We start from the raw sequence: 21,448 nt of genomic DNA, 5'->3' as shown, positions 1-21,448 counted from the left end.
GGCACCGCCCAGTTGCAGGCGCACGGTCCGCTGCCCTCCGGCGCGCTGTGCGCCCCCTGTGTGCATCCGGTGAGCATCGTGCGCGCAGCGGTCCGCCTCCCAACAAGCCTGTTTGTCACGGCAGATGGGGGCATCCGCTCGGGTAGGAAGGAGGGCCGTCCGCCATGACGACTCCCATCGGGCGCCTGTCCGGGCGCATGCCGGGCTGGGTGAAGGTGCTGAGCGCGCTGGTGCTGCTGTTCGCGGTGCTGCTCGCGGGCATCCGGCTGCTCGGTCTGCCGGGCCTGAAGGACGTGTTCGGCACCGAGTCCCGTGACCGCAGCGGTCCGGCGCTGCTGAAGTCCATCCAGGACATCAGCCGCTACGAGGCCGCCTCCGGCAACTTCCAGGTCGTCGTAGACCTGGAGAAGGACGCCAAGTACCTGCCCGACGCGCTGCGCGGCAGCCGCACCCTGTACGTGGGGGCCGGCTCCGTGGACGCCTATGTGGATCTCGGGAAGGTCGGCGAGGACGCGGTGCGGGTCGACGAGGACCGCACCTCCGCCACGCTGCGGCTGCCGCACGCGCGGCTGGGCGATCCGGCGCTGGACCCCGAGCGCTCCTACGCCGTGTCCAAGCAGCGCGGGCTGTTCGACCGGCTCGGCGATCTGTTCTCGGACAACCCCAACGGCGAACAGGCTGTGCAGAAGCTCGCCGTGCGGCACATCGGCGACGCCGCGAAGGAGAGCGGTCTGACCGCCCGCGCCGAGGCCAACACCACCGAGATGCTGGAAGGTTTGCTGCGCTCCCTGGGCTTCGAGGACGTGCGCATCACCTACGAGAGCTGACCCGTCCCGGCAGGAAACGCCCCCACGCATCTCCCCCACGTATCCCCCCCACGTATCCCCCACACATGCCGACCACTGGAGGACCTCATGGCCCGCTCCGCCTCGCGCTCCCTGTCCGCCGGGCTCCGGCGTTCCCGGCCGGCGGCGCCCGGCGGGGGCGAGCCGGACGGACGGCGCCCGCTGCCGCTGCCGTTGCGGCTGCTGGCGATGGCGTGCGCCTTCGTGTTCATGGTGGCCTTCGCGGTGGTCCTGGCCCGGCTCACCCTGCAGCCCTCCCCCGCCTCCGAGGCGCTGACGCACACCAATCTGCATCCGGGCCGCTCGCTGCGGGCCTATCTGGACCAGCACACGGCGCGGGACGCGCTGCGGCAGGTCGGCGGCAACATCCTGCTGGGCGTGCCGTTCGGCGTCCTCACCCCGGTAATCGCTCCGCGCACCCGCAGGTTCCTGCGGGTCCTGCTGCTGACCGCCGTGGTGATGCTGCTGGTCGAGTTCGCCCAGGGGGCGCTGGTCACCGGGCGGGCCTTCGACGTCGACGACGTCATCCTCAACACCGGGGGCGCGCTGCTGGGGTATCTGCTGGTGGGCCGGCGGCTGGGCCGCGCCGTGCACGCGCGCCGCAGGCGCCCGGCCTGACCCAGCTCGACGCCCCGCCCGATCTGAACCCGATCTGACCCTGCCCGACGCCCCGCCCGATCTGAACCCGATCTGACCCTGCTCGACGCCCCGCCCGCACGGCGCGAAGGGCACAGGCCGACCGCGGCGCCCGCCCGGGGCGCCGTCTTCCCGCTGGTATGACCGTCCGCTAGTGTCCTGCGCCAGTAGTTGATCGTTAGTTGGTGTGTGACTTCTATCGCTGGTGCGTCAGTTCCTCGTCGGGGCCCGAAACTGGAGCCGTTGCTGCTGTCTCATGACGAGCGGGCTGAGTTGGAGCGGTGGACGCGTCGGGCGACATCGGCCCAGGCTCTGGCGCTGCGGGCGCGGATCGTGCTGGCGTGTGCCGGACCGGAAGTACCACCGATCGTCGCGGTCGCCCGAGAGTTGCGGGTGAGTGCGGACACGGTCCGCACCTGGCGGCGGCGCTTCCTCGAACGAGGGGTGGACGGCCTGTATGACGAGCCGCGGCCCGGTGCTCCGCGGAAGATCACCGACGCGGACGTCGAGCGGGTCATCGCCAAGACGCTGGAGGAGAAACCGAAGAACGCCACCCACTGGTCGCGGAAATCGATGGCCGAGCACAGTGGCCTGTCGAAGTCCACGGTCGGCCGGATCTGGCGGCAGTTCCAGCTCAAGCCGCATCTGGCGGACACCTTCAAGCTGTCGACCGACCCGTTGTTCGTGGAGAAGGTCTACGACGTCGTGGGCCTGTACTTCAACCCGCCCGAGGGTGCAGTGGTGCTCTCGGTGGACGAGAAGTCGCAGATCCAGGCCCTGGACCGGTCCCAGCCAGTGCTGCCGATAATGCCGGGCATGCCCGAGCGGCGCACCCACGACTACGTCCGCAACGGCCTGACCACCTTGTTCGCCGCCTTCGACGTCGCCACCGGCGAGGTCATCACCGCCCTGCACCGCCGACATCGGGCGGCGGAGTTCAAGAAGTTCCTGATCCGGATCGACAAGGAGGTCCCCGCACATCTCCAGATCCACCTGATCTGCGACAACTACGGCACCCACAAGACTCCCGCGATCAGGACGTGGCTGGCCAAACACCCCCGGTTCCAGATGCACTTCACCCCGACCGGCTCCTCCTGGATCAACCAGGTCGAGCGATGGTTCGGCTTCCTGGCCGACCAGAAGATCCGCCGTGGCGCACACAAGAACGTCCAGGCCCTCGAAGCCGACATCCGCGCGTGGGTCAAAGACTGGAACGAAGACCCCAAGCCCTTCATCTGGACCAAGACAGCTGAGGAAATCCTCGACGCCCTCGCTAACTTCTGCCGACGGATCTCTGGCGCAGGACACTAGTGGACGGTCCAGGTGAACTTGTCGCCGCCCACCCAGCGGACCACGTCCGGGTCGTCCAGGTCGTGGACGGTGATCCCGTGCGCGGCGGCGGCCTGCAGCACGTCGGTGACGTTCCTCGCCTCACCGACCACCTGTCCGTCGATCTCCACGATGCGGAACGGGGGTGACCCGGGCTGTACTCCGAGCACCATGATCCGCGGCTTGGTGATGTGCGGGCTCGCGCTTTCGGTCATGAATAGAGCGTAGAGCGCAATCGGCGCGAACGCGGAGTCCAGGAAGCAAACGTCCCGGACGCCGCGCGCCCGCTTCCGCCCCGGGCCACCGGGGGACGCACCGGCGGTGTGCGGCGGTGCGCCCGCTGGGGAACCCTGGAGCGAGGAGGTGGGCCGATGGATCCCGTCGAGGCGTTGGAGCGGATCGCCTTTCTGCTGGAGCGGTCCCTGGCGCCCGCCTACCGGGTCCGGGCGTTCCGCACCGCAGCCCGGGTGCTGACGGAGCTGGGGCCCGAGGAGGTGCGCGAGCGCGCGGTGGCCGGGTCGCTGGAGTCGCTGAAGGGGGTCGGCCCGAAGACCGCGCAGGTGGTCCGGGAGGCGCTGGAGGGCCGGGTGCCCGGCTATCTGCAGAAGCTGGAGGCCGAGGCGGCGGACGAGACCCCGTCCGGGCGGGGCGGGGAGCGGCTGCGGGCGCTGCTGCGCGGGGACTGCCATCTGCACTCCGACTGGTCCGACGGAGGCAGCTCGATCGAGGAGATGGGCCGGGCCGCGGCGGCGCTCGGCCACGAGTGGGCCGTTCTCACGGACCACTCGCCGCGGCTGACCGTGGCCCGCGGGCTGTCGGCGGACCGGCTGCGCGAGCAGCTGGAGGTGGTGGCGCGGCTCAACGAGACCTGGGCGCCGTTCCGGCTGCTGACCGGCATCGAGTGCGACATCCTCGAGGACGGCTCCCTCGACCAGGAGCCGGAGCTGCTCGAGCGGCTCGACGTCGTGGTGGTGTCGGTGCACTCCAAACTGCGCATGGAGGCCCGCTCGATGACCCGCCGCATGGTCGCCGCCGTGCGCAACCCGCACTCCGACGTGCTGGGCCATTGCACCGGCCGGCTGCTGACCGGACGCGGGCGCCCGGAGTCGCAGTTCGACGCGGACGAGGTGTTCGCGGCGTGCGCGGAGACCGGCACCGCCCTGGAGATCAACAGCAGACCGGAGCGGCTGGACCCGCCCAGGCGGCTGCTGCGCCGGGCGGTGGAGGCGGGCGTGCTGTTCTCCATCGACACCGACGCGCACGCGCCGGGCCAGCTGGACTGGCAGATCCTCGGCTGTGCCCGCGCGGAGGAGTGCGGGGTGCCGCCCGAACGGGTGGTCACCACCTGGTCGCGCGAGCAGCTGCTGGACTGGGCGCGGGAGCGGAAGCTGCCGTGATCGGTGGGATGCGGGAGCGCAAGGAGCCGTGATCGATGAGATGCGGGAGCGGAAGCTGCCGGGACGGGTGAGGCGCGGCGGCGGCCCGGACGGGTACCCGCGCCGCTCACGAGGAGCCTCGAGGAAGGGTCCGTAATGGAACGCGCGGCCGTGTTCCCGGCGCACCTGCTGGCGTCGCGGGCGGCGACGTACACGGCGAGTGACGCACATCACCGCAAACGGAGACATTCGGCGGAACACCCGAGGGTGGTTGCCCGTTGAGTCAGGCGTGGGTGCGGATGGGACAGTGTCCCCGGGCCTCACCGTTCGCCCACAGGGACGATCGTTCGGCTGAAGCCCTGTGGTGCCTTTCGCCGAGAGGCGACCGCCATCCGTACTCACCGCTGACCGCCCCGACCGTGATTCCCCCGTCGCGGTCGGGGCTCTCCATGTCCACCGCCCGATTGCGCTCCGCGGCGCTCACTATTGACCCTCTCTCCGCGCGCCCTCATGTCCGGCCCGCGTCGCGGGTACTCGGTCGGCTCCACACAGCAGCCGGCCGAGAGGAGTGGACCGTGAGCAGCGAGACCGGTCTGAGGGTCGTGGTGACGGGCGCCACGGGGAACGTCGGCACCAGTGTGGTGCGCGCCCTGTCGGAGGAATCGCGGGTCGCGTCCGTGCTGGGCCTGGCCCGGCGCCTGCCCGCCTGGTCACCGGCGAAGACCGACTGGTCGGCGGTGGACCTGGCCTCCGGCAACGCCGACCTCGCCGAGGAGTTCGCGGGCGCCGACGCGGTGATCCATCTCGCCTGGGCGTTCCAGCCGACGCACGCCCCGGCGACGACCTGGCGCACCAACGTGATGGGCAGCATGCGGGTGTTCGACGCGGTCGCCGGGGCGGGCGTGCCCGCGCTGGTGCACGCCTCGTCCGTGGGCGCGTACTCGCCGGGGCCCAAGGAGCGCGCGGTCGACGAGTCCTGGCCCACGCACGGCTGGCCGGACGCGGCGTACTGCCGGGAGAAGGCGTATCTGGAGCGGGCGCTGGACATCTTCGAGCGCGACCACCCGGACACGCGGCTGGTGCGCATGCGGCCGGCGTTCCTGTTCAAGCGCGAGTCGGCGAGCGAACAGCGCCGCATCTTCGGCGGCCGGTACCTGCCGGGTCCGCTGCTGCGGCCGGACCTGCTGCCGTTCCTGCCCGACATCCCCGGCCTGCGGGTGCAGGTGCTGCACACGGACGACGCCGCGACCGCCTACAAGCTGGCGGTGCTGGACGGGAACGTCCGGGGTGCGTTCAATCTGGCGGCCGAGCCGCCGGTCGACGCGGAGCTGCTCGGGGAGATGCTCGGCACCCGCCGGGTGCGCATGCCGCGGGTCGCGGCCCGCTCGGCGGTCGCCGCCGCCTGGGGCCTGCATCTGCTGCCCGCCTCCCCGCACCTCTTCGACGCCGTGCTGCGGCTGCCGCTGATGGACTGCACACGGGCGCGCGCGGAACTCGGCTGGCAGCCGCTGCGCAGCGCGACGGAGGTGATGGAGGAGTTCCTGGAGGGCCTCCGCGAAGGCGCGGGAGCGCCCACCGAACCACTGCGGGGCCGCAAGGTGGCGTGACATCCGCCGACGGATCCGTCGGTCAACGCGAACCACAACGGCAGAGCGCCGACGCGGATCCTCCGGGCCGGCCCAAGCGGCTGACGCGAGCGGCAGCCACGTCAGGCGATCCCAGCCGGCAGGCGCGCCGGGCGAACCCTGGTCGGCGGACACGCCGAGCGAAGCCGGGCCGGCGCGCCCGAGCGGGCGATTCCGCCGGCACACCCGCCGGGCGAAGCCTGATCGGCAGACGCGCGGGCGGATCTGGACCGGCGCACACGCGTCGGGAGGGGGCGAACGGTAGATGCGTCAGACGGATCCGACCCGCACACCCGCCGGGCGGACCCGAACAGCGCAAGCGCGCCGGGCGGACCCGACCGGCAGACCCGAACGGCAGGTCCGTCGGCAGACCCGTCAGGCGGGCGACTCGTCCGGCACGGGGTGCTCCGGGTTGGGGGACCCGGCGTGCGGGGCGCCACGGCGGCCCGTGCCGGCCTCGTCCGTGTCGGGCACGTCGGTGTCGGGCCCGGTCTCCTCGGTGCCGGGCGCCTGCTCCGGTTCGGCCCCTTCCTCCCGGTCGGTTCCCTCGGCGGTGTCGGGCTCGCCCTCGGCCTGCCGCGGTGCCACCTCCCAGGGGTCCTCTCCCGCTCCGGCCTGCTGGTCGGGCAGATCACGCGGGACGGCCGGACCGTTCTCCCCCGGTCCTTCGAGGCGGTGGTCGGTCACGGCGCTCTCCCTTCGTTCGTACGCCGGCCTCCGCGAGTACCTCCGCCAGGACGTGCGAAACCTCAGCGCGGCGACCGCTCCCGCAGCGCCGCCCGCCAGGCGGGCGGCGGGGTCTCGGGGTCCGGTTCCGGGCGGCGTCCGCCGCGGGCGAAGAAGTCGGCGAGCGGCAGGATCGCCGCGCCGACGGTGACCGCGTCGGGGCCCAGGCGGCCGAGTTCGATCGTCACCCGCTCGGCCGGGTGGCGCAGCGCGTACGACAGGGCGTGCCGGCGCACGGCGGGCAGGAAGTGCGAGCCGAGCCGGAGGCCGGCCCAGCCGCCGACGAGGATGCGCTCGGGCTGGAACAGGTTGATCAGGTCGGACAGCCCGGCGCCCAGGTACTCGGCGGTCTCCTCCAGCACGGCGAGCGCGGTGGCGTCGGGTCGGGCACCGTCGGCCGGGAAGGCGGCGGCGAGCATCGCGGTGAGGGCGGTCTCCTCGTCGGTGCCCTCGGGCACCCGGCCGCCCTCCTCGCGCCACCGGGCGAGCAGCGACTCGGCGCCGGCGTACGCCTCCAGGCAGCCGAGCGCACCGCACCGGCAGCGGCGCCCCCTGACCCGTACCGTCAGATGGCCCCACTCGACCGCCCGGCCCTGCTCCACCTCGGGGGTGACCAGGCTGGCGCCGACGCCGGAGCCGAAGAGGACCACCACGGCGTTGCGCGCGCCGCGTCCGCCGCCGAACCACATCTCGGCCTGGCCCAGCGTCTTCGCGCCGTTGTCGATGAGGTAGGGGACGGTGGCGGGCAGCGGGGAGCCGGTGCGGAGCAGGGACTCCAGCGGTACGGCGTCCCAGGCGATGGTCTGCCCGTGCACCACGGCGCCGCCGTCCTCCGTGTGCTCGACGATGCCGGGGACGCCGATGCCGACGCCGAGCAGCCGCTCGGGCGGCAGGCCCGCCGCGCCCAGCACCTCGGCGATGCCGGAGCGGATGTGGTCGACGATGACCTCGACCGCGTAGCGCTGCTGCTCCAGCGGGCGTTCGGCCCGGGCGAGCTCGGTGAGGGCGAGGTCGAACAGCTCGACGCGCACCCGGGTCTCGCCGACGTCCACGCCGATCATGTGGCCGCTGGCGGGGGCGATGCGCAGCAGGGTGCGCGGGCGGCCGCCGTCGGAGTCGACGCTGCCGGCCTCCTCCACCAGGCCGTCGGCCATGAGGTCGGCGACCACATTGCTCACCGAGCCGGAGCTGAGTCCGGTGGCCGGACCGAGTTCGAAGCGGCTGAGGGGACCGTCGAAGTAGAGCCGCTGCAGCACGGCCGTTCGGTTGGCCCGCCTGAGGTCGCGTACCGTGCGCCCGTTCCGCCCCGCCATGTGGCTCCTTCCGCCCCCTGCCCGACCTGCAACATACCGCCGAGGACCGGTCCGGCGCGACTTTCCTCCCTGCTTATTTCACGCTTTGAACTATCACCCTCCGGCCACCCCCGCGAAATTCGGTGGCCCGCCCCCGCCGGTCTCCCTACGCTGACGCCGAAACCTAGGCCCTCTAGGTTTGCTCGACCGTTCCCTCGACCGACTCGCTGGAGACCCGTCATGCGCCCGCTCACCGAGCAGGACATCCGCACCTCGTTCATCAACTGCTCGAAGGGCGAGGCCAAGCGGCTGGCCGTGCCCCGCGATCTCGGCGAACGGCCCTGGGAGGATCTCGACTTCCTGGGCTGGCGCGATCCGGGCGCGCCCGACCGGGCGTATCTGGTCGCCGAGCGCGACGACCGGCTGGTCGGAGTGGCCCTGCGCTTCCAGCCCGGCCGCCGCGGCTTTCTGCACCGCAGCATGTGCTCGCTCTGCCTGACCACCCATCCGCGCGGCGGCGTCTCCCTGATGACCGCCCGCAGATCGGGACCGGCCGGCCGGGAGGGCAACTCGGTCGGCGCCTACATGTGCACCGATCTCGCCTGCTCCCTCTATCTGCGCGGCAAGAAGGTCCCGGAGACCGGGGCCCGTTTCAAGGAGAGCCTCACCCTGGAGCAGCAGATCGCCCGCACCCGCGACAATCTGCACGCCTTCCTCGACAAGCTGTAGGCCCTCGCCCCAGGGGCGTCCCCCGGCCTCAGGGGCGTTTCCGCCCACCCGTCAGGCGCCGTTCCCGGTGAGTGACGGACCATGGTGCGCCAGTGGAGTTTTCCTCGCAGGCCTGTGTGTTCGATGCGAACCGGGAAGGGGAACCGTCGGTAGATGCGAGTGGTACGTAAGTGGACGGCGCCGGTGAAGGAGTTTTTCAAGCGTCACCGGGACCCGGTGACCGTCCAGGCGCTGCGCTCGGCCACCGCGGCGACGCTGTCGTACGTCATCGCCCTGCGGCTCAGCCCGGAGCCCGCGCCCCTCACGGCTCCGCTCACCGCCCTGCTCGTCGTGCAGGTCACCCTGTACTCCACCATCACCACCGGCGTGCGCCGGGTGAACTCCGTGGTGGCGGGGGTGCTCGTCGCGATCCTCTTCAGCCTCCTGGTGGGTCTGACCTGGTGGAGTCTGGGCCTGCTGATCCTGGCGTCGCTGATGGTCGGTCATCTGGTGCGGGTGCAGGAGTTCGTCCCCGAGGTGGCGATCAGCGCGATGCTGGTGCTCGGGGTGACGACCCACGGGGAGTACGCATGGGCCCGTGTGGTGGAGACGCTGACCGGCGCGATCGTCGGGCTCGGCATCAATCTGCTGCTGGCTCCCCCGGTGTGGGTGGAGGAGGCCGGTGAGTCGATCGAGGGACTGGCCCGCCGGCTGCGGCAGTTGATGCTGAGCATCGGCGAGCAGGCGACCGGCCCCACGCCGTCGCACCTGGCGGCGGACCGGCTGCACGAGGCGCGCCGTCTGGACCACGACATCGTCGAGGTGGACGCGGCGCTGCGGCAGGCGGAGGACAGTCTGCGGCTCAATCCGCGGGTCCGGGAGGGGCTGCTGCACCGGGTGGTGCTGCGCACCGGCCTGGACACGCTGGAGATCTGCACGGTCGTGGCGCGGGTGCTGGCGCGCAGCCTGACCGATCTGGCCAAGGAGCGGGAGCCCGAGCGGCTGTTCGAGCCGGAGACCGGGGCGACCTTCGAGGTGCTGCTGGCCGAGATCGCCGACGCGGTGGTCAGCTTCGCCGTGCTGGTGACCACCAGTGTGAGCACCAGCGCCGAGTCGGCGGAGGAACGGCTCGCCTCCGAGCTGCGGCAGGCCGCCGCCACCCGCGACAAGCTGGCGCAGCTGCTGCTCGACGAGGTGCGGCGCGACCCCAGCCAGTGGGAGCTGCACGGCGCGGTGCTGACCGAGGTCAACCGCATCCTCGACGAGATGGACATCGAGCACCGCACGCGCCGCCTGTTCGAGGAGCTCGACCGGCACTCGCGCGAGCAGCGGGAGCGGATGCCGTGGCTGACCCGGCTGCGCGAGGGCGTCCCGGCCCGGCTGCGCCGCGCCTCCGGTGGCGCGTCCCATCGCGTCAAATGACCCCGGTCAGGCGGGCCCGAGGCCCCGCCGCTGTTCTGGTGTCCTTGCCCCGACGGCGGATCGGCGCCAGGGTGGCCGTGGTGGTGCACGGGGCCCCTGATGACGAGGTGGGTGGATGAGCTCGGGCGGGTGGAGCAGGCGGCGGTTCGTGGGTGCGCTCGCGGGGTCGGCCGCCGCGGCGGCGGTTCCCGGGTGCGGCGGCGAGGACGGTCCCGCGGACGGCTCGCGGTCGGCGGCGACGCCGGCGCCCAGCAGCGGCTCACGGAAGCGGAGCCCGTCGCCCTCCGGTCCGCGCCCGCTGTACCTCGGCACCTACACCTCGGCCGAGGGCGGCGGCAAGGGCATCGGCCTGGCCACGTACGACCCGGCGACGGGACGGATCACCGGCACCGGGGCGATCGGCGGCGTGGCCGACCCCTCGTATCTCGCGGTGCACCCGGACGGCCGGACCCTGTACGCGGTGAACGAGCGGGACGGCGGTGCGGTGACCGCCGTCCGGATCGCCGACCGCAAGGTGCTGGGCAGCCAGAGCTCCGGCGGTGCCGCGCCCTGTCATCTGTCGGTGCATCCGAGCGGGCGGTGGCTGCTCAGCGCCAACTACGGTTCCGGCAGTGTGGCGGTGCACCCGATCGACGGCTCGGGGGCGCTGGGCGAGCGCAGCGAGCTGGTCGTCCACTCCTCCCCGCCGCCCGGGCCGGGGCAGCAGGGCCCGCACGCCCACCAGTTCGTCACCGCGCCGGACGGCGGCCATGTCCTCGCCGTCGATCTGGGCACGGACACGGTGTACAGCTACCGGCTCGACGAGAGCTCCGGCCGGCTCACCGAGGCCGCCCGGGCGAGCGCCCGGCCGGGCGCGGGTCCGCGGCATCTGACCTTCCACCCCGGCGGCCGGTACGCCTATCTGGCCAACGAGCTCGACAACACGGTGGCGGTGTGCGCCTACGACCCCGATTCGGGGCGGGTGAGGATCGGGCCGCCGCAGTCCACCGGGACGGGTTCCGGCACCAACTACCCGGCGCAGATCGTGGTGACGCCGAACGGGGGCTTCGCCTTTCTCGCCAACCGCGGCGACAACAGCCTCACCCGTTACGCCGTCGAGGCGGACGGCGCCCGGCTGCGGCTGCTGGACACGGTGCCGGTGGGCGGCGACTTCCCCCGCCAGATCGCCCTCTCCCCCGACGGCGCGCTGCTGTTCGCGGCGAATCAGAAGTCCGGCACCGTCACCGTGTTCCGCGTGGACCAGGGCAGCGGGGAACTGCGGCCGGCGGGCGAGCCGTTCGCCTCACCCGTCGCCGTCTGCGCGCTGCCGCTGTAGGGCGCGCGGGCAGCAGGCCGCGCTCGCCTGGGAGAGCAGCACATGCATGCGCTCGGTGAGCTGGGCGATGTCGTCGGCTGGCGCGTGGAACAGCAGCCGTACGTCGCCGTCGGTGCGGGCGCGTTCGATGCGCAGGGTCAGCCCGTGCCGGTCGACGGCGAGCGGCTGGACGCGGACGGCGCCGTGCAGGCTTTCGGGGCCGACCAGGCGGGTGAGGCGTTCCACCGCGTCGGGGTGGCAGTCGGCGAGGTGGGTGAGCAGCCGGGCCTCGGCGAGGGCGAGCGGGTCCGGCGCGGCAGTGGCGTACTCATCCGGGTCGACCAGGACCGCTCCGGAACGACGGCGCAGCACCACGCGGGTGGGCCGGAAGACCAGGTGGCCGTCCTCGGCGGAGAACCAGCCGGCGAGCCACAGCCGGGCGCGGATCCTGCCGCGCACGGGGACGGGCGCGACATCGGCGAACTCCAGCACGGCGGACGGCTCTCCGCGAGGCGCGCAGATCGCGGCGGCGCGCAGCACGCTGTCCTCCGGCACGCTCAGCCGGATCCGTCCGTCCTCGGTCACGCTGTGCGCGCCGGCGAACTCCTCCCGCGCGCCCTCCGCGGTCACCGCACAGGACCATGCGGCGGCCAGCACCGAGCGGGCGCGTTCCGCGGCGCAGGGAGCCGCCGTCCAGCCGTGCGTGTCGTCACCCATCCCCGAACCTCCTCTTAGGTAAGCCTTGCCTAACCTATCGAAGATCGGGGCGTGCGCCAACCGGCACAGGTGATCTTTACGAGACCTCGCCGCGCCGGGCCGGCCGATCCGGCGCCCGGGTCAGTGCGCGAGCACACCCAGCAGGGCGCGGGCGCACAGGTCGCGCACCTGCTCCCGGTTCAACTCCGAGCCGCGCAGCCACTCCAGACACACGGCGGTGGTGAAGGCGAGCCAGCCGCGCACGGCGAGCCGGACCTCCGGACGCTCCTCGAACGCCGCCCCGAACTCGGGGTCCGCGGCCAGCGCGGCCAGGATCTGCCGCTCCTGGGCGGCGAGCGCCCGCCGGTAGACCCGGCGCACCGCCTGGTCCCCCGCCGCCTCGGCGCGATGGAAGGCCCGGTAGCCGTGGGCGTGCTCCGCGACATGCGCGAGATACACGTCGAGGCCCGCGGCGAGCTGCTCGCGCACCGGAACGCCGGGCACCGCGGCGGTCATCCGCAGCATCCGCTCGCTCTCCCGCTCCACCACGGCCGCGAAGAAGTCCCGTTTGGTCGGGAAGTAGTGATACAGCAGCCCCCGCGAGACCCCGGCGATCTCGGCGACCTGCTCGATCCACACCTCGTCGTACGGCTTCTCGGAGAACAGCCGCGCCCCGACGGACAGAAGCTGCTCGCGGCGCTCCTCGGTGCTGAGCCGACGGCGGGTGCGTTCGCCCTGGTTCGCAGCCATTCCCGCACTGTACTTGACGCCGGTTCAGCGGCGGGACGACACTGAGGCCGCTATTGAACCCGCGTACAACACGCGAGGGGACGCAGCCACACGGCTCCCGCGGCGCGCAGGCTCGCCGGTAGTGAAGGAGACCGCTTCCATGGCGGAGACGACGACAGGGACGGAGCTGCCGAAGGGCTTCCGCAGCGCCGAGCTGGGCTGGCCAGAACTGCATCGCATCCCGCACCCGCCGTACCGGCTCCCGCTGCTCGGCGATGTGATCGGCGCGAGCAGGCGCACTCCGCTGCAGGACTCGCTGAAGTACGCCTCGCTCGGGCCGGTCTTCCGGCGGAACGCCTTCGGCAAGGAGTTCGTGTTCGTGTGGGGCGCCCGCCTGGTGGCCGATCTCGCGGACGAGTCCCGCTTCGCCAAGCACATCGGGCTGGGCGTCGCCAATCTGCGGCCGGTCGCGGGCGACGGCCTGTTCACCGCGTACAACCACGAGCCCAACTGGCAGCTGGCGCACGACGTGCTGGCACCCGGCTTCAGCCGCGAGGCGATGGCGGGCTACCACACCATGATGCTGTCGGTGGCGGAGCGGCTGACGGACCACTGGGACCGGGCGGCGGCCGCGGGCCGGGCCGTGGACGTGCCCGGCGACATGACCAAGCTGACGCTGGAGACCATCGCCCGCACCGGCTTCGGGTACGACTTCGGCTCCTTCGAACGCTCCCGCCCGCACCCCTTCGTGACGGCGATGGTGGGGACCCTCACGTACGCGCAGCGGCTGAACACGGTGCCCGGTCCGCTGGTTCCGCTGCTGCTGCGCCGGGCGAGCCGGCGCAACGCCGCCGACATCGAGCGGCTGAACCACATCGTCGACGAGGTGGTGCGGGCGCGCCGCGCCGACGGCGGCGGGAACGGCGACCTGCTGGACCGGATGCTGGACACCGCGCATCCGGTGACCGGCGAGCGGCTGTCGGCCGAGAACGTCCGCCGCCAGGTCATCACCTTCCTGGTGGCGGGCCATGAGACCACCTCGGGCGCGCTCTCCTTCGCCCTGCACCATCTCGCCCGGCACCCCCGGGTCGCGGCCCGCGCCCGCGCCGAGGTGGAGCGGGTCTGGGGCGGGACGGCGGCACCCGGCTACGAGCAGGTGGCCAAGCTGCGCTACGTCCGCCGGGTGCTGGACGAGACGCTGCGGCTGTGGCCGACGGCACCGGCCTTCGCCCGCGAGGCGCGCGAGGACACCGTGCTGGCCGGGGAGCATCCGATGCTGCGGGGCGCCTGGGCGCTGGTGCTCACCCCGCTGCTGCACCGGGACCCGGAGGTGTGGGGACCGGACACGGAACACTTCGACCCGGACCGGTTCGAGCCGCGGGCGGTGCGGTCGCGGCCGCCGCATGTGTTCAAGCCGTTCGGGACGGGGGCGCGGGCCTGCATCGGGCGGCAGTTCGCGCTGCACGAGGCGACGCTGGTGCTGGGACTGCTGCTCCGGCGGTACGAGTTCCACGCCGACCCGGCGTACCGGCTGAAGGTGACCGAACGGCTGACGCTGATGCCCGAGGGGCTACGGCTGCGGGTGGAGCGGCGGCCGGTGAGGGGCAGGGCCGTCTCAGACGCCCCAGTGGGCCGGGCGCCCCAGTGACTCCGTCAGGCGGGTGCTCCCGTTGCCCCGTGCGGCGTTCACCTGCGGCTGGGTCAGGAAGAGCGCACCGGTCAGGTCGGCGTCGGTGAGGTCGGTGTCCCGCAGGTCCGCGCCGAGCAGGTCGGCGCCGCGCAGATCCGCGCCGGTCAGATCGGCGGCTATCAGGCAGGCGCCGCGCAGGCTGATCCCGCGCAGGTCGGCGCCCTTGAGGCGGGCGCCCATCAGATCCGCTCCTCTGCGGTCCCTGCGCCGCCCGCGCAGGCCCGACCGGGCCAGTTCGCCGGCCTTCAGCAGCAGGGCGCCGACGTGCTGCCGGTGGCCGTCCACGTCCAGCCGCAGCAGTTCGTCCGGCGGCAGCAGGGTGAGCCGTTCCGTCTTCTCCAGCGCCTCGCGCAGCTCCGCCCGGACGGGGCGGGCGGCGGGCAGCGCCACGGCCTCGGTGAGGTACCACAGCAGCTCCTGCAACTGGCGCACCACCGGGAACACCTCGAACATGCGCCGGGCGTGCTCGTCCGGTCCGGTGCGCCAGTCCTGCCCGCCGAAGGTGACCTGGGAGACCTTCTGGCCGGCGCCGAAGCAGTCGTACACGGTGCAGCCGCTGTAGCCCTCCTGCCGCAGCCGGGCGTGGATGCGGCAGCGGTGGTCCTCCTGGAGGTTGCGGCAGGGCGTGCCGGCGGGCTTGTCCGCGGCGAAGCCGGCCGACCGGGCGAACGGCAGGGCGACGCAGCACAGTCCGAAGCACTGTCCGCAGTCGCCGCTCAGGTCCGCCCGGCCGGCCGTCTCCTCTCGCACGGCGTTCACCCTACAGACCGGCTGGGCGCGCCCGGCTGCCCGTGCGGTCTCATCCCCGCAGGCCGGACACGTCGAGCCGGGCGAGCCGCTCGGGGTCGGCCAGGACGTACATGCCGGTGATCCGGCCGTCGTCGTCGACGGTGACGTACATGACCGAGTTCAGGCGGCCGTCGACCAGGCTGACCAGTCCGAGGGAGTCGTTGACCCAGGCCATCGTGGCGGCCGCGGTGTACCGGGCGAACATGAGCGCCGACCCGGCCACCGGCTTGGCGCCCTGCAGCCGCTTGGACGCTCCGACGCCGCGCACCAGCGGACCGGCGTCGGCCCGGAGCACCACGTCCGGGTGCAGCACCGAGACCAGCGCCTCGAAGTCACCGCCGCGCGCTGCGGCCATGAAGGCCTCGAGCGCCTGCCGCTGCCTGCCGGGATCGGGCACGGTGGAGGGCGCGGCCTCCTTGACCCTGCGGCGGGCCCGGCTGGCCAGCTGGCGGGTGGCGGCCGGGGTGCGCTCCACCACCGGTGCGATGTCGTCGAAGGGCACCGCGAACATGTCGTGCAGGACGAACGCCAGCCGCTCGTCGGGCGCCAGCGTCTCCAGGACCACCAGCAGGGCCACGCCCACCGAGTCGGTGTGCACCGCCTGCTGCTCCGGGTCGGTGTGGTCGAGCGGCCTGATCACGGGGTCGGGGACGAACATCTCGTCCATCGGCTGCTCGCGGCGCGCGGTGCGGGCGCGCAGCATGTCGAGGCAGATCCGGCCGGTGACGGTGGTCAGCCAGCCGCCGAGGTTGCCGATCTCCGCGGTGCCGGTGCGGCCCAGTCGCAGCCAGGCCTCCTGGACGGCGTCCTCCGCCTCCGCCGTCGAGCCGAGCATCCGGTAGGCGACCGAGGTGAGCCGGGCGCGATGCTCCTCGAAGCGCTCCGCCAGCTCCTGCGTGCCGCTCATGCCCCCGCCCTGGGGAACAGCTCGAAGGTGACCGCGGGCCGGCCACCGAAACGCTTGCCCGCCTCCCGGGCGAAGCCGATCAGGAACTCCCGCACGTACTCCTCCGGGTCCCGGTCGGTCAGCGCCTGGATGTAGGCGCGGTGTTCGAGCAGGGAGCGCACCGCGCGCTCCATTCCGTCCGTCGCGTCCACGGCGTGCGTGGGCGAGCTGGAGCCGGCCACGGCGACCCAGCGGACGCCGTCCCAGGGTTCCAGGCCCTGCTTCGTCAGCTCCGGGAAGATCCAGCGGTTGCCGGCGTCGGCGGCGGCGTCCAGCGTGGCCCGGCCGACCGCCACATGATCGGGGGTGTTCCAGTGGGTGCCGCCCCAGGTGTCCCGGTGGTTGAGGGTGATGACCAGTTCGGGCCGGTGCCGGCGGATGGCGGCGGCGATGTCCCGGCGCAGCGCGGGACCGTACTCGATGACGCCGTCCCTGTGGTCCAGGAACTCCACGGTCGACACCCCGACCACGGCGGCGCTCGCCCGCTGCTCCTGCTCGCGCAGCGGGGCGCAATCCTCGGGCGGGAGCGTGTCGATGCCCGCCTCGCCTCGGGTCGCCAGCACATAGGCGACCTCGCGGCCGGCGTCCGTCCAGGAGGCGATCGCCGCGGAGCAGCCGTACTCCAGATCGTCCGGGTGGGCCACCACGGCGAGCGCGCGCTGCCAGTCCTCGGGCATGGGACTCAGTTGCGTGATCAACGGATCCGTCATGCCCGCAGCGTAACCACGTCGAAGCAGCGGCCTCCCGTCAATGTGCGGCGAGTTGATCCGCCGTCACCGCGCGCCGCTCGGTCCCGTCACAGCTGGCCGCGGGCGAGTGCGAGCAGCCGGTCCAGCACCCGGGGGCCGCCGGCCCGCACGCCGTCGTGCTCGAACTCGTTGGTCACCCAGGTGCGCAGGCCCTTCACGGCGCGGGCGGTGGCGAGGGAGTGGGCCGTGTCGACGAACAGATCGTCGTGGTAGACGGCCGCCGCGGCCGGGACCTCGTTGGCGGCGAGACGGGCCGGGTCGTACAGCGGCGGCCAGTCGGTGCGGGCGGCCAGCAGTTCGGCGGTCTCGCGCAGCGGGCGCAGCGCGGGGTCGCAGTCGAAGGTCCAGGGGTGGATGGTCTCCCCGGTGAACAGCAGCGGCTCGTCACCGGCGAGCGCCTTGGCCGCGTCGAACTGCGGGAACTCGGAGCGCACCCGCTCGGCCGCCCAGGCGGTGGGGCGGCCGCCCTGGGCGTAGCAGGCCTCGTGGACCAGGGCGTACAGCGGGTGGCTCGCGAAGGAGAGCAGGTGCTGGACCTGCTCCTGGAAGGCGTCGGACAGGGCGGGGCCGGAGGGTGTGCGGACGAAGGCGTCCTCCAGGAGGTGGTGCAGGCGGTGGGTGCCGTCGCCGCTGCCGAGGAGGATGCCGAGGGACTGGAACGCCTCCACGGTGAGCCGGTAGCCGTTCGGCAGGGTCACCTCGTGGGTGAGGAGGTGGTCGGCGATGCGGCGGGCCCGTTCGACGTCCTGCGGGTAGCGCTCGTAGTGCGTGGTGACCTTGCGCTCCATGCGCGGGTAGGCGGCCCGGTAGACGTCGTCGGCGTGGCCGTCGAGCGAGGGCAGCCCGCCGGTGATGATCGCGGTGTCCAGGCCCTCGGGGGCGAAGGACAGATAGGTGAGCGTGCAGAATCCGCCGAAGCTCTGTCCGAGGACCGTCCAGGGGGCGCCGCCGGTGACCTGGGGGCGGATCGCCTCGCAGTCGCGGACGATGGAGTCGGCGCGGAAGCGGGCGAGATAGCCGGCCTGTTCGGCGGGGCCGCCGCGCAGCGGGAGGGTCTGCCGGTTGGCCGGGCTGGAGTGGCCGGTGCCGCGCTGGTCGAGGAGGAGCACGCGGTAGTCCTCCAGGGCCCGGCCGAGCCAGGCCTGCTTCCCGATGAAACGGTTCGCCCCGAACCCGGGTCCGCCCTGGAGGTACACCAGCCACGGAAGGTCCCGGCCCGCCTTCTCGGCGGCGACGACCTCGCGGGCGTACAGCTCGATGGTCTCCCCCGAGGGGTCGTCGTGGTCGAGCGGAACGGTGAAGCGGTGGTCGGTGAGGACGACTCCGGGCTGGCGGTAGCTGTGCGTCAACGGGTCTCCCGGGACGGACGGACGATCGGACCGCGCCCCAGTCCAGCACATGTTTCTGCGGTCAACGAGCCCGGATCGCGTAAAACTTGCTGATCGGTCGGTCAGGGGGCGCAGAGCGCGGGACCGGCACGCCCTCGCCGCATCGGGCTCCCCCGCGCGGGGAGCGCACGCGCGGTGCGGAACTCCGGCACGGCCTGGACCCCGGTCCCCCCCGCGTGCGGAGGGGCGCACTACCCTGCTCTGACGCGCTGATCGACAACTGGGAGCCGCGATGCGTGTCGCCCTGTTCCTGACCTGTGTCAACGACACCCTCTGCCCCGGCACGGGGCGGGCCGTGGTGAAGCTGCTGACCAGGCTGGGCGTGGACGTCGACTTCCCGATGGACCAGACCTGCTGCGGCCAGGCGCACTACAACACGGGCTACCGGCACGAGGCGGAGCCGCTGGCCGAGCACTTCGCCAAGGTCTTCGGCGAGTACGAGGCGATCGTCACCCCGTCCGGTTCGTGCGGGGCGATGGTGCGCGAGCTGTATCCGCGCATGGGTGAACGGGCGCGGGCGGAGGGGCGCGGCGACAGCCTGGCCGCCGCCCTGGCGCCGGTCGTGCCGCGGACCTACGAGCTGACCGAGTTCCTGGTGGACGTGCTGGGGGTGACGGATGTCGGGGCGTACTACCCGCACAAGGTGACCTACCACCCGACCTGTCACGGGCTGCGGAGCCTGAGCCTCGGCGACCGGCCGCGGAGGCTGCTGGAGGCGGTGGAGGGACTGGAGCTGGTGGAGCTGCCCGGGGCGGAGGAGTGCTGCGGGTTCGGCGGCACCTTCGCGGTGAAGAACTCCGACGTGTCCGCCGCGATGGGCGCCGACAAGGTGCGCAGCGCGGAGTCGACCGGCGCGCAGGTGCTGTGCGCGGCGGACAACAGCTGTCTGATGCACATCGGGGGCACCATGAGCAGGCTCGGCACGAGCATGCGGCCGGTGCACCTCGCGGAGATCCTGGCGAGCACGCGGGAGGAGCCGGCGGTATGAGCGGGACCTTTATCGGAATGCCGGCGTTCCCGCAGGCCGCACGCGCCTCGGTGCGCGATGCGACGCTGCGCGGCAACTTGCGGCACGCCACGCACACCATCCGCGGCAAGCGGGAGCAGGCGGTCGCGGAGGTGGCCGACTGGTCCGAGCTGCGGGAAGCCGGCAAGCGGATCAAAGACCATGTGCTGCGGCATCTCGACCGCTATCTGGTGCAGCTGGAGGAGTCGGTCACGGCCGCGGGCGGCGTGGTGCACTGGGCGTCGGACGCCGAGGAGGCCAACCGGATCGTGGCCCGGCTGGTGAAGGAGACCGGCGAGTCCGAGGTCGTCAAGGTCAAGTCGATGGCCACCCAGGAGATCGGGCTGAACGAGGCGCTCGAGGCCGAGGGCATCCGCGCCTACGAGACCGACCTCGCCGAACTCATCGTGCAGCTGGGCAAGGACCGGCCCTCGCACATCCTGGTCCCGGCGATCCACCGCAACCGCGGCGAGATCCGGGACATCTTCACCCGCGAGATGGGCGAGTGGGGCCGGCCCGCCCCCGAGGGCCTCACCGACTCGCCCGCGGAACTCGCCGAGGCGGCCCGGCTGCATCTGCGGGAGAAGTTCCTGCGCGCCAAGGTCGGCGTCTCCGGGGCCAACTTCATGGTGGCCGAGACCGGCACGCTGGTGGTGGTGGAGTCCGAGGGCAACGGGCGGATGTGCCTGACCCTGCCCGAGACGCTGATCTCGGTCGTGGGCATCGAGAAGATCGTGCCGACCTGGCGGGACCTGGAGGTGTTCCTGCAGACCCTCCCCCGCTCCTCCACGGCCGAGCGCATGAACCCGTACACCTCGATGTGGACCGGGACGCGGGACGACGACGGGCCGCGCGCCTTCCATCTGGTGCTGCTGGACAACGGCCGCACCGACACCCTCGCCGACGAGGTCGGCCGGCAGGCTCTGCGCTGCATCCGCTGCTCGGCCTGCCTGAACGTCTGCCCCGTCTACGAGCGGGCCGGCGGCCACGCCTACGGCTCGGTCTATCCGGGCCCGATCGGCGCCATCCTCAGCCCCCAGCTGCGGGGCACGGCGAGCGAGATCGACGCCTCGCTGCCGTATGCGTCGAGCCTGTGCGGGGCCTGCTACGAGGTGTGCCCGGTCGCCATCGACATCCCCGAGGTGCTGGTGCATCTGCGGGAGCGGGTCGTCGAGGGCGGGCCGGTGATCCGCGAGGGCAACAAGGTGGTGCTGCGGCCCGCGAAGGGGCATGCCGCCGAGCGTGCCGCGATGCGCGCCGCCCGCTGGGCGCTCACCCGGCCCGGTGCGCTGCGCACCGCCCAGCGTCTGGCCTCCCGCACCCGCCGGCTGCATCCGCGCACGCTGCCCGGGCCGGGTAAGGCGTGGAGCGGCACCCGGGATCTGCCACCGGTGCCGCCGGAGCCGTTCCGCGACTGGTGGCAGCGTACGCGCGGCGGAAAGGACGAGGCGAGGTGAGCAGCAGGGAGCGGATCCTGGGCCGGGTGCGGCGCGCCCTCGCCGACGTGCCCGGCGACGACACCCCCTACGAGCAGGCGGTCCCCCGCGGCTATCTGCGCGAGCACGGTGAGCGGAGCGCCGAGGAGACGGTCGAGCTGCTCGCCGGGAACCTCGCCGACTACCGCGCCCTGGTGCACCGCACGGACGCCGGGGGGCTCGCCGGGACCGTCGCCGCCCTGCTGCGCAAGCGCGGCGCCACGTCGGTCGTGATCCCGCCGGGTCTGGACGAGAGCTGGCTGGCGGAGACGGACGCGCAGCGGGTGGTGGACCGGGCGGAGCAGACACCGGGCGAACTGGACCGGGTGGACAGCGTGGTGACCGCCTGTGCGGTCGCGATCGCCGAGACCGGCACCATCGTCCTGGACGGCTCCCCCGACCAGGGCCGCCGCCGTATCACCCTCGTTCCCGACCACCACATCTGCGTGGTGCGGGTGCCCGGCCAGGTGGTCTCCTCCGTGCCGCAGGCGCTCGAACGCCTCGACCCGGTGCGCCCGCTGACGTGGATCTCCGGCCCCTCCGCCACCAGCGACATCGAGCTGGACCGGGTCGAAGGGGTGCACGGTCCGCGCACCCTGGAGGTGGTGCTGGTGACCGGCCTGCCGAGCGGCACGGGCGGCTCGTAGCCCGCCGTGGCACGTCGCGTACCGGGGGTTGTGATGCGTGACACCCCGGACTTCCTGGTGCCCCGACCCATTGATTCGGC

Annotated in this window: 21 protein-coding genes; 12 read left to right on the top strand and 9 right to left on the bottom strand. The window is 72.9% G+C overall.

The annotated features are described in order from the left end of the window. Nucleotides 1-164: 164 nt before the first annotated feature. The 3 genes from ABD198_RS23150 (at nucleotide 165) to ABD198_RS23140 (ending at nucleotide 2,792) form a co-directional block, all read left to right on the top strand. A complete protein-coding gene (locus ABD198_RS23150; protein ID WP_344005278.1) occupies nucleotides 165-827 on the top strand; it encodes a DUF4230 domain-containing protein in 663 nt (220 codons plus the stop codon). An 87-nt stretch (nucleotides 828-914) separates the two neighbouring features. Continuing rightward, nucleotides 915-1,463 (top strand): VanZ family protein, encoded by a 549-nt coding sequence (locus ABD198_RS23145; RefSeq protein WP_344005276.1) that lies wholly within the window; start codon nucleotides 915-917, stop codon nucleotides 1,461-1,463. Nucleotides 1,464-1,679: 216 nt separating this feature from the next. Further along, nucleotides 1,680-2,792, top strand: a complete 1,113-nt coding sequence (locus ABD198_RS23140; RefSeq protein WP_344005292.1) for an IS630 family transposase — start codon at nucleotides 1,680-1,682, stop codon at nucleotides 2,790-2,792. On the opposite strand, the gene ABD198_RS23135 is transcribed toward ABD198_RS23140, so the two are convergent. Further along, nucleotides 2,789-3,025 (bottom strand): hypothetical protein, encoded by a 237-nt coding sequence (locus ABD198_RS23135; protein WP_344005274.1) that lies wholly within the window; start codon nucleotides 3,023-3,025, stop codon nucleotides 2,789-2,791. The genes ABD198_RS23140 and ABD198_RS23135 overlap by 4 nt on opposite strands. Nucleotides 3,026-3,181: 156 nt before the next feature. Between ABD198_RS23135 and ABD198_RS23130 the strand changes: the two genes are divergently transcribed. Continuing rightward, complete coding sequence (locus ABD198_RS23130) at nucleotides 3,182-4,207, top strand: PHP domain-containing protein (protein WP_344005272.1); 1,026 nt, start codon at nucleotides 3,182-3,184, stop codon at nucleotides 4,205-4,207. Between the two features lie 554 nt (nucleotides 4,208-4,761). Further along, nucleotides 4,762-5,793 carry an SDR family oxidoreductase gene (locus ABD198_RS23125; RefSeq protein WP_344005270.1) on the top strand — a complete coding sequence of 344 codons (1,032 nt, stop codon included), beginning with the start codon at nucleotides 4,762-4,764 and terminating at the stop codon, nucleotides 5,791-5,793. Between the two features lie 393 nt (nucleotides 5,794-6,186). Here ABD198_RS23125 and ABD198_RS23120 read toward each other — a convergent pair whose 3' ends face one another. Together ABD198_RS23120 and ABD198_RS23115 are read right to left on the bottom strand one after the other, a co-directional pair. After that, nucleotides 6,187-6,498, bottom strand: coding sequence for a hypothetical protein (locus ABD198_RS23120; RefSeq protein ID WP_344005268.1), 312 nt, complete (start codon nucleotides 6,496-6,498; stop codon nucleotides 6,187-6,189). Between the two features lie 62 nt (nucleotides 6,499-6,560). After that, entirely contained in the window at nucleotides 6,561-7,850 is a 1,290-nt protein-coding gene (locus tag ABD198_RS23115) for an ROK family transcriptional regulator (RefSeq protein WP_344005266.1), read from the bottom strand. A 219-nt stretch (nucleotides 7,851-8,069) separates the two neighbouring features. Here ABD198_RS23115 and ABD198_RS23110 point away from each other — a divergent pair, with 219 nt between their 5' ends. From ABD198_RS23110 to ABD198_RS23100, 3 genes are all read left to right on the top strand, one after another. Further along, entirely contained in the window at nucleotides 8,070-8,558 is a 489-nt protein-coding gene (locus tag ABD198_RS23110; protein ID WP_344005264.1) for an FBP domain-containing protein, read from the top strand. A gap of 153 nt (nucleotides 8,559-8,711) precedes the next feature. After that, nucleotides 8,712-9,959, top strand: coding sequence for an FUSC family protein (locus ABD198_RS23105; RefSeq protein WP_344005262.1), 1,248 nt, complete (start codon nucleotides 8,712-8,714; stop codon nucleotides 9,957-9,959). A gap of 115 nt (nucleotides 9,960-10,074) precedes the next feature. Further along, nucleotides 10,075-11,274 (top strand): lactonase family protein, encoded by a 1,200-nt coding sequence (locus ABD198_RS23100; protein WP_344005260.1) that lies wholly within the window; start codon nucleotides 10,075-10,077, stop codon nucleotides 11,272-11,274. On the opposite strand, the gene ABD198_RS23095 is transcribed toward ABD198_RS23100, so the two are convergent. Beyond that, nucleotides 11,242-11,970 carry a DUF2470 domain-containing protein gene (locus tag ABD198_RS23095; RefSeq protein ID WP_344005258.1) on the bottom strand — a complete coding sequence of 243 codons (729 nt, stop codon included), beginning with the start codon at nucleotides 11,968-11,970 and terminating at the stop codon, nucleotides 11,242-11,244. The genes ABD198_RS23100 and ABD198_RS23095 overlap by 33 nt on opposite strands. Before the next feature lie 120 nt (nucleotides 11,971-12,090). Next, nucleotides 12,091-12,699, bottom strand: coding sequence for a TetR/AcrR family transcriptional regulator (locus ABD198_RS23090; RefSeq protein ID WP_344005256.1), 609 nt, complete (start codon nucleotides 12,697-12,699; stop codon nucleotides 12,091-12,093). A 139-nt stretch (nucleotides 12,700-12,838) separates the two neighbouring features. Here ABD198_RS23090 and ABD198_RS23085 point away from each other — a divergent pair, with 139 nt between their 5' ends. Further along, nucleotides 12,839-14,326, top strand: a complete 1,488-nt coding sequence (locus tag ABD198_RS23085; protein WP_344005254.1) for a cytochrome P450 — start codon at nucleotides 12,839-12,841, stop codon at nucleotides 14,324-14,326. On the opposite strand, the gene ABD198_RS23080 is transcribed toward ABD198_RS23085, so the two are convergent. From ABD198_RS23080 to ABD198_RS23065, 4 genes are all read right to left on the bottom strand, one after another. After that, complete coding sequence (locus ABD198_RS23080) at nucleotides 14,294-15,118, bottom strand: pentapeptide repeat-containing protein (protein WP_344005252.1); 825 nt, start codon at nucleotides 15,116-15,118, stop codon at nucleotides 14,294-14,296. The two genes, ABD198_RS23085 and ABD198_RS23080, sit on opposite strands and share 33 nt — an antisense overlap. 49 nt (nucleotides 15,119-15,167) lie before the next feature. Further along, nucleotides 15,168-16,064 carry a sigma-70 family RNA polymerase sigma factor gene (locus tag ABD198_RS23075; RefSeq protein ID WP_344005250.1) on the bottom strand — a complete coding sequence of 299 codons (897 nt, stop codon included), beginning with the start codon at nucleotides 16,062-16,064 and terminating at the stop codon, nucleotides 15,168-15,170. Next, entirely contained in the window at nucleotides 16,061-16,813 is a 753-nt protein-coding gene (locus ABD198_RS23070) for a PIG-L deacetylase family protein (RefSeq protein ID WP_344005248.1), read from the bottom strand. The genes ABD198_RS23075 and ABD198_RS23070 overlap by 4 nt, the downstream gene beginning before the upstream one ends. 86 nt (nucleotides 16,814-16,899) lie before the next feature. Beyond that, entirely contained in the window at nucleotides 16,900-18,201 is a 1,302-nt protein-coding gene (locus ABD198_RS23065; protein WP_344005246.1) for an alpha/beta fold hydrolase, read from the bottom strand. Nucleotides 18,202-18,472: 271 nt separating this feature from the next. Between ABD198_RS23065 and ABD198_RS23060 the strand changes: the two genes are divergently transcribed. The 3 genes from ABD198_RS23060 to ABD198_RS23050 are packed head-to-tail and all read left to right on the top strand — an operon-like array spanning nucleotide 18,473 to nucleotide 21,368. Then, a complete protein-coding gene (locus ABD198_RS23060; protein WP_344005244.1) occupies nucleotides 18,473-19,228 on the top strand; it encodes a (Fe-S)-binding protein in 756 nt (251 codons plus the stop codon). Further along, complete coding sequence (locus ABD198_RS23055; protein WP_344005241.1) at nucleotides 19,225-20,703, top strand: LutB/LldF family L-lactate oxidation iron-sulfur protein; 1,479 nt, start codon at nucleotides 19,225-19,227, stop codon at nucleotides 20,701-20,703. The genes ABD198_RS23060 and ABD198_RS23055 overlap by 4 nt, the downstream gene beginning before the upstream one ends. Then, the gene (locus ABD198_RS23050; RefSeq protein ID WP_344005239.1) at nucleotides 20,700-21,368 is read left to right on the top strand and encodes a LutC/YkgG family protein; all 669 of its coding nucleotides are present in this window, start codon (nucleotides 20,700-20,702) and stop codon (nucleotides 21,366-21,368) included. The genes ABD198_RS23055 and ABD198_RS23050 overlap by 4 nt, the downstream gene beginning before the upstream one ends. Nucleotides 21,369-21,448 lie beyond the last annotated feature (80 nt).

Origin of the sequence: Streptomyces thermocarboxydovorans, from assembly GCF_039524635.1 — a bacterium.
Classification (GTDB): Bacteria; Actinomycetota; Actinomycetes; order Streptomycetales; family Streptomycetaceae; genus Streptomyces; species Streptomyces thermocarboxydovorans.
Note: the sequence above shows the minus strand (reverse complement) of the source record. Positions and strands in the feature narration are given on the sequence as shown.